The 7,221-nt window shown below is 36.7% G+C and carries 9 protein-coding genes; 3 read left to right on the top strand and 6 right to left on the bottom strand.

What is annotated here, in order from left to right:
* Window positions 1-98 precede the first annotated feature (98 nt).
* Window positions 99-785, bottom strand: a complete 687-nt coding sequence (locus tag GSY74_RS02495) for a response regulator transcription factor (RefSeq protein WP_164663536.1) — start codon at window positions 783-785, stop codon at window positions 99-101.
* 95 nt (window positions 786-880) lie between these two features.
* On the opposite strand from GSY74_RS02495, the gene GSY74_RS02490 reads away from it, so the two are divergent.
* Window positions 881-1,390 (top strand): nitrous oxide reductase accessory protein NosL, encoded by a 510-nt coding sequence (locus GSY74_RS02490; protein WP_164663535.1) that lies wholly within the window; start codon window positions 881-883, stop codon window positions 1,388-1,390.
* Between the two features lie 96 nt (window positions 1,391-1,486).
* On the opposite strand, the gene GSY74_RS02485 is transcribed toward GSY74_RS02490, so the two are convergent.
* The 3 genes from GSY74_RS02485 to GSY74_RS02475 all read right to left on the bottom strand — a co-directional run bounded on the left by GSY74_RS02485 (window position 1,487) and on the right by GSY74_RS02475 (window position 3,385).
* Window positions 1,487-2,137 carry a response regulator transcription factor gene (locus GSY74_RS02485; RefSeq protein WP_164663534.1) on the bottom strand — a complete coding sequence of 217 codons (651 nt, stop codon included), beginning with the start codon at window positions 2,135-2,137 and terminating at the stop codon, window positions 1,487-1,489.
* 114 nt (window positions 2,138-2,251) lie between these two features.
* Window positions 2,252-2,995, bottom strand: coding sequence for a 3-oxoacyl-ACP reductase FabG (gene fabG, locus GSY74_RS02480; protein ID WP_164663533.1), 744 nt, complete (start codon window positions 2,993-2,995; stop codon window positions 2,252-2,254).
* A 45-nt stretch (window positions 2,996-3,040) separates the two neighbouring features.
* Complete coding sequence (locus GSY74_RS02475; RefSeq protein ID WP_164663532.1) at window positions 3,041-3,385, bottom strand: hypothetical protein; 345 nt, start codon at window positions 3,383-3,385, stop codon at window positions 3,041-3,043.
* Between the two features lie 123 nt (window positions 3,386-3,508).
* On the opposite strand from GSY74_RS02475, the gene GSY74_RS02470 reads away from it, so the two are divergent.
* Window positions 3,509-3,907, top strand: a complete 399-nt coding sequence (locus GSY74_RS02470; RefSeq protein ID WP_164663531.1) for a bacteriohemerythrin — start codon at window positions 3,509-3,511, stop codon at window positions 3,905-3,907.
* An 85-nt stretch (window positions 3,908-3,992) separates the two neighbouring features.
* Here the strand turns inward: GSY74_RS02470 and GSY74_RS02465 are convergent, their stop codons facing one another.
* Entirely contained in the window at window positions 3,993-4,334 is a 342-nt protein-coding gene (locus GSY74_RS02465; protein ID WP_164663530.1) for a hypothetical protein, read from the bottom strand.
* A gap of 94 nt (window positions 4,335-4,428) precedes the next feature.
* Entirely contained in the window at window positions 4,429-5,910 is a 1,482-nt protein-coding gene (gene gpmI, locus GSY74_RS02460; protein WP_164663529.1) for a 2,3-bisphosphoglycerate-independent phosphoglycerate mutase, read from the bottom strand.
* A 75-nt stretch (window positions 5,911-5,985) separates the two neighbouring features.
* Between gpmI and mraY the strand changes: the two genes are divergently transcribed.
* Window positions 5,986-7,053, top strand: a complete 1,068-nt coding sequence (mraY, locus tag GSY74_RS02455) for a phospho-N-acetylmuramoyl-pentapeptide-transferase (RefSeq protein WP_164663528.1) — start codon at window positions 5,986-5,988, stop codon at window positions 7,051-7,053.
* Window positions 7,054-7,221: the final 168 nt, after the last annotated feature.

Below are 7,221 nucleotides of genomic sequence, written 5' to 3'. Positions count from 1 at the left end.
TTTAGAGAAAAAACGAACTGATTTTAAAGATTTAGAGAGTGAAGGAGAGGTTAAATAGCTACCTTTTAAGAGTATAAAATAAGTTGCTAACAATTTGATTACACCATCTTATAACCCACTCCTCTAACGGAGACAAAATAATTTTTCGCTCCATTAGGGTCTATCTTTTTTTTGAGTCTATTAATAGCCACTTTAATGGTTCTGTTTTCATCAAAAGAGGTACTATCTTCACCCCAGACCTCCTCACGCAAAAAATTTCGCTCTAAAACCATATTTGAATTTCTTATAAATGTTTGAATCAGATTAAACTCCAAATTGGTCAACTCTATATATCTCTTATCTATGTAGAGTTCCCGCCTAGATATATCAAGTGTCAAATCACGATGTTTTATCCTCTCTCCACCCAAGGCTCCAGAACGCTTAAGTATAGCCTCAACTCTAAGTATAAGCTCTTTGACTCTAAAAGGTTTGGTCATATAGTCATCTCCACCAGACAAAAAGCCCTCCTCTAGCTCACTGTCACTATCTTTGGCTGTCAAAAAGATAACAGGAATATCATATCCATAAGACCTAAGATGCTTGACAAACTCTGCCCCTTCTACTCCTGGAAGATTTCTATCAACTATCATAAGTGCAGGAGTCTCCTCTTCTAAGAACTGTTCAACACTCTCTGTAGAGAGAAATCCCATGGTCTCATAACCAGCTTTTTGGAGATGGTATTCTATAAGTTCGAGTATATCCTCTTCATCTTCTATGATGACGATTTCTAATAATTGTGTTTTCATATCTTGAATCTTACTATGAAAATAGTAATAACTTGGTACTATTTAACGCTAAATTAACACAATAGCTCTATAATACCAGAAACAAGGAGAGAACCATGCAAAAAAAACTCTTAATAAGTTTAACCCTAGCATCTATTATGCTAATAGGATGTGCCAATAACGATACAAAACCAACCACAAAAAAATTTGAAAGATTCCAAACAGTAGCCATAGAAAAAACAACCATGCTTCAATCAGGAAAAGATAAATACTCATGCCCAGAGTGTGGAATGAAACTTCCAATGTTCTACAAAACAAACCACTCTGCCACCTCCAATGGAAAAGTAAAACAGTACTGCTCTATCCACTGTCTTGTAGAGGATAAAAGTATCAAAAAGAGTAACATAAAAGATATGAAAGTAGTGGCTATTGACAGTCTAAAGTTTATATCTGTAAAAGATGCTATCTATGTGGTCGGTAGTGAGAAAAAAGGAACCATGAGTGGTCTAAGTAAATATGCCTTTGAGGGGCGAATGTCTGCTAGACGATTTGTAAAAGAGCATCAAGGTAGAGTGATGAGTTTTGATGAGGCTTATGAGTATGCTTTGAAAGATTTTGCTCACTAATAGACTTCTTTCAAAACTAGGAAGCGATGGCTTTAGCCTCGTTATATTCGGGACTAAAGTCTCCGATTCCAAATAAGTTTTGAAAGAAGTCTAATCTTATTTAAACCGATACCCAACCCCACGAATATTCTCTATATTATCAGGAAAATACTTTTTGAGAGTAGTAATATAGACACGAATAGCCCCCAAACTAGCATCTTGGCTAACATGCCATAGATGTGCCTCTATCTCTTCAACTCTAACCACCTCACCTTTGGCAAGTACAAGCAGAAGTAGAAGCTCCACGGCTTTATTGGTAACACTTAAGGGTTCACTGTCACAGTAAATCCTCTTTGCATTACAATCAAGCAGATACTTACCCAACTCAATACTATCACCCCTAGTCTGTCGCCGTAGAACTGCTCTTATTCTCAAAAGAAGCTCATCAAGGTCAATAGGTTTTTTCATATAATCATCCGCACCACTATCGAAACCCTCTATCATCGAAGCTTTATCATCACGAGAGGTCAAAAATATAGTTGGGGTCTTATCTCCACTAGCACGGAGTTTTTCAAGTAGGTCAAATCCACTCTCATAAGGAAGATTGACATCAAAGAGATAGAGGTCAAATCGACTCTCATAAGAGATTTCTAAAGCACTATAGGGGTCTAGTGCTGTTTGAAGTTCATACCCCTCCTCTTCTAAAAAGTCTTCAATGGTTTCATTAAAAAGTTTGTCATCTTCTAGTAGTAAGATTTTTTGACTCATCATTTACTTTTTCTACTATAAATCTTAGAAAATTTCTTGGAATCGGAGGCTTCAGCCCCGAATATAACGAGGCTAAAGCCATCGGTTCCTAGTTTCAAAAAAAGTTTACTCATATTACATAAGCATCCCACCATTAACCTTCAGCGTCTCACCAGTAATATATGAAGAGTGGTCACTCAACAAAAATGCAACAGCCTCAGCCACCTCTTTTGGCTCACCAAAACGAGCCAAAGGAATTCTAGCCGTAAAAGCATCCTTAAGCTCATCTTTTAGCACATTTGTCATCTCCGTAGCAATAAACCCTGGGGTAATATTGTTAAATCGAATCCCACGAGGTGCAGCCTCCATAGCAAATGATTTTGTCATAGCAATCGTTCCACCTTTGGAAGCTGCGTAGTTGGTCTGACCAGCATTACCTGTCTCACCTACTATAGAAGCTATATTGACTACAGAGCCAAATCGTTTTTTGCTCATCGCCTTAACAGCCTCGCGACAACCGATAAATGTTGATTTTAGATTCGCTTCGATTACAGACATAAAATCATCACTCTTCATTCTAATTGCTAGTTTGTCTTTGGTAATCCCAGCATTATTAACAAGATAAGAGATTTCACCATCGGTCGCCACAATGGTTTTTATAGCATCCACAAAAGCTTTCTCATCACTTACATCAAAACCGATAACCTCAGCTTCACCACCAGAAGCGATAATATCAGCCTGAACAGCTTTAGCTTCAGCCTCACCACTTCTGTAGTTTACCCATACCTTTAGACCAAAACCTGCCAAACTCTTAGCTATCTCTGCACCAATACCTCGACTTGAACCTGTGACCAGTACATTTTTACCGCGGAACTTCATCATTACCCTTTTGTGTAAAATTTGAGTATTGTATTCAAAAAGCCATTAATCTTGGGATAAACCAAAAGCCTTTTTTACTTTATCAAAAATATCATAATCTTCTGTATGAGGATTATCTTTAATTATGAGGTGATTAATCTGTTTTAAGATACTAACTTTCTCATAAGTTTTGTTGATTAAAGCATTGGAGATAATAGATATATGTGTATCCACATTATACTCCTGCTCCAATAACTCATAGTAAAGTTTACTCAAATCTTCACAAGGATAATCAAAATTTTGTTGCATAAAACGACAAAAAAGCGGTCTCTCTCTGTCCACATTTTTATTATCAAGTTTTATCACATAACAAAATAGTGCGGCAACAGACTCTTTTAGCATACTGTCCATTAGAAACTCCTATATAGTTTATATACCATATTATCACAATAATGATTAAAAAGCACACATTTAATACTGTTATAAGTGTTATTAAAATATACTATAACACTTATAAACTATCGGGAAAAAACAATGAAACTACTACAATGGAAAGACGCTTACTCTATGGGAGAGATAGAGATTGATAAGCAACACAAGGGACTATTTGACCTCTCAAATGAGATTTACAAACTGGTAGAAGCAGGTGTAGATGACAATGAACACTTTAGAGAACTATTTATGGCACTCAATGACTATAGTATTGAGCACTTTATATATGAAGAGATGTATATACAAGAGGAGGGGTTCCCTGGTCTTGAAGAGCATATTGGACAGCATCTTAAATTCAATGACAAACTCAAAGAGTTATGTGTTGGTATAGATAAAGAGACACATATCAAAGATATAGGAGAGTTTGTAGCAACTTGGTTAGTTGAACATGTCATAAATGAAGATATGAAATATAAGAAGTTTATTGAGACTAAAAAGTAACTCACATAAAGAGTTACATGGAATCGGAGGCTTTAACCCCGAAAGAGACGAAACTAAAGTTTTCGTTTCCTAGTTTTGCAAAAAACTATCGAGCAAAAAAAGAGCTTTTCACCTTGTCAAAATAGTCATAATCCTCATCTCTCATCTTACTTTTAAATATAATATGATTTAACTGCTTTAAAATATTCATCTTTTTATATGGTTCATTATGCAAAGCATTACTCACAATCGATATATGTGTATCAATATTTTCATCTTCTCTCTGCATAATCTCATTCAAAAGATTCTTTGCATCTTCACTATTACAATCAAAATCTTGTCCCATAAAGCGACAAAATATAGGTTGCTCAACTCTCATATCTTTATCATCCAACTTAATTGCATGACAAAAAAGAGTTGCAACCGACTCCTTTATCATCTTATCCATCATAACTAACCCCTTTATTCCTCGACCTGCCAAATATAAAATAACATTTTTATATAATATCAAATACAAGCATAAAACCTCATAAATTATCTAACTAAATCAGAGATTTATCCATCTCCTTTGGAATTGGTAACCCCATTATGTTTAATACTGTAGGAGCAATGTTATTTAACCCTCCTCCTCTGTTAACCTTTATGACATTTCTTGCCACAATATAACACCAAACCTCACCAACTGTGTGATTTGTCAACATATTCCCATCGCTATCCTTCATCTCTTCACAGTTTCCATGGTCAGAGGTCAAAACAATAGAATAGTCTCTCTCTCTAGCTCTCTCTATAATCTTTCCAATCTCCAAATCAACAGCAGAGACTGCCAAACGAGCAGCATTGTAGTCTCCTGTGTGACCAACCATATCACCATTGGCAAAATTGACAATTACAAGGTCATAACCCTCATCCATTCCAGTCCGAACTGCCTCTCCAACCTCTGGTGCTGACATCTCTGGTTTCATATCATAGGTCTTGACATCAGGACTAGGAATAAGAACTCTACTCTCACCTATCATTGGCTCCTCTACTCCACCATTGAAAAAGAAAGTAACATGAGCATATTTTTCAGTCTCTGCTGTATGAAGTTGTGTCAGTTTTGCATCACTTATAACCTCTGCCAAAGTATTCTTTGGAACCTCTTTTCTAAACATCACGGGATATAGGAATGAGGCATCATACTGTGTCATGGTTACAATATTAAGTTTGATATAATCTCTCTCAAAAGCATTGAAATTTTTATCACCAAGAGCTGTTGTTATCTCTCGAACTCTATCAGAACGGAAATTTGCCATAATAACAGCATCACCATCTTCCATACCATTATAATTATCAAAAGCTACAGGCTTAATAAACTCATCATACTCTTTTTGCTCATAGCTATGGTCAATATATCTCTGAATGCTAAGTGAGGTAAATCTCATTCCTGTGGCAATTGCAACATAGCCCATCTCAACTCTATCCCACCTATTATCTCTATCCATAGTATAAAATCGTCCACCAATAGTAGCGATAGATATATCTTCATCACAAATATCCTCTATCTGCTTTACGAAAGTTTTGGCAGAGGTTGGAGATACATCTCGCCCATCAGTTATAAGATGCAAAAAGACCTTTTTCCCTCTAGCTTTTGAGAGTTTTGCCAAACCTATAATATGTTTTATATGAGAATGCACCCCACCATCACTAAGTAGTCCAATAATATGAACCCTCTCACTTTTATTTAGCGTACTATTTAGTGCCTCATTCTGCTCTATGCTTCCATCTTCAATCGCCAATGAGACCTTAACCAAATCTTGATACAAAATTCGTCCAGCCCCGATTGTCATATGCCCAACTTCTGAATTGCCCATCTGACCCTCTGGCAAACCAACGCTCAAACCATGAGTTGAGATGAGTGCTTTTGGTGTCTCTTTTAGCAATTTATCAAATGTCGGTTTAATCGCATCTCTAAAAGCATTACACTCACTATCAGGCTTACAACCTATACCATCAGTGATAATTAAAATAGTTTTTTGAATCTTCATCTAAGTTTGACCCTATCTTTATAAAATTTTGAGTAAAATAACACTTATCTACTTAAAATTGGGGTTTTTTCTACTATGTTATACTTGTTATATGAATTTTTTAATCTAAAGCTACATATTCTGCAATACATATCTGTTCGTGCAGGTTTTGGTTTCTTTATCGCTTTCTTTCTCACTCTCTACATATTACCTAGATTTATATCTTGGGCAGTCGCAAGAAAAGCCCAACAACCAATCAATAAATATGTTCCAAATCATGCCAGTAAACAGAATACTCCAACCATGGGGGGAGCAGTTTTTGTTATTGCCACACTAATAGGTGTTTTATTGACAGCCGATATGTCAAATCCACATATTCTTGGTGGAGTGATGACTATCATAGGATTTGGTCTAGTAGGCTTCAAGGATGACCTTGGGAAAATCTTGACAGGGGATAACCTCCAAGGATTGACAAGCAGAGGAAAACTAATTCTTCAAGCTATTGTTGGAATTGGGGTCTCCCTGTTTCTAGTCTATGTCGCAGACTTTCCAACAACACTCTATATCCCATTCTTCAAAGGTGCAGTCCTTGATATGGGTATCTCTGCCGTCCCTTTTTGGATTTTAGTTTTTCTTGCAACAACCAATGCTGTTAACCTAACCGATGGACTTGATGGTCTAGCCACAGTCCCATCAATCGTTGCCCTATCCACTCTTGCAATCATCATCTATGTAACAGGTCACGCCATCTTTTCAGGCTATCTACACATGCCAAATATCAAAGGGGTCGGAGAGCTTACCATCCTAGCAGTAACCCTCTCAGGTGCATTGCTTGGTTTCCTCTGGTACAACTGCTATCCAGCAGAGATTTTCATGGGAGATACAGGCTCTCTAGCAATAGGTGGAATCATCGCATATCTTGCTATTGTGGGAAAAAGTGAGGTTCTACTAGTTCTCATCGGGCTTATCTTCGTAATCGAAACCATCTCGGTCATTCTGCAGATAGGAAGCTATAAACTAAGAAAAAAACGAGTCTTTCTCATGGCACCAATCCACCACCACTTCGAGATGAAAAAGTGGGCAGAGAACAAAATTATCGTCCGTTTCTGGATGATTTCAATCCTATCAAATCTAGTCGCACTCATTACATTAAAGATTCGATAGATATAATTCCTATTAAAATAGACATCTTTCAAAACTAGGAACCGATGGCTTCAGTCTCGTTATATTCGTGACTAAAGTCCAATGCCAATGAATTAAGCTTTTTTTGAACCAAATAGTTCGGGTGTAAACACGCCGATTCCGAAAATGCAAATTGCATATAAGGAAACG

Origin of the sequence: Sulfurovum sp. bin170 (assembly GCF_010892395.1) — a bacterium.
GTDB lineage: Bacteria > Campylobacterota > Campylobacteria > Campylobacterales > Sulfurovaceae > UBA1140.
This window is presented reverse-complemented; position numbering and strand designations above follow the sequence as displayed.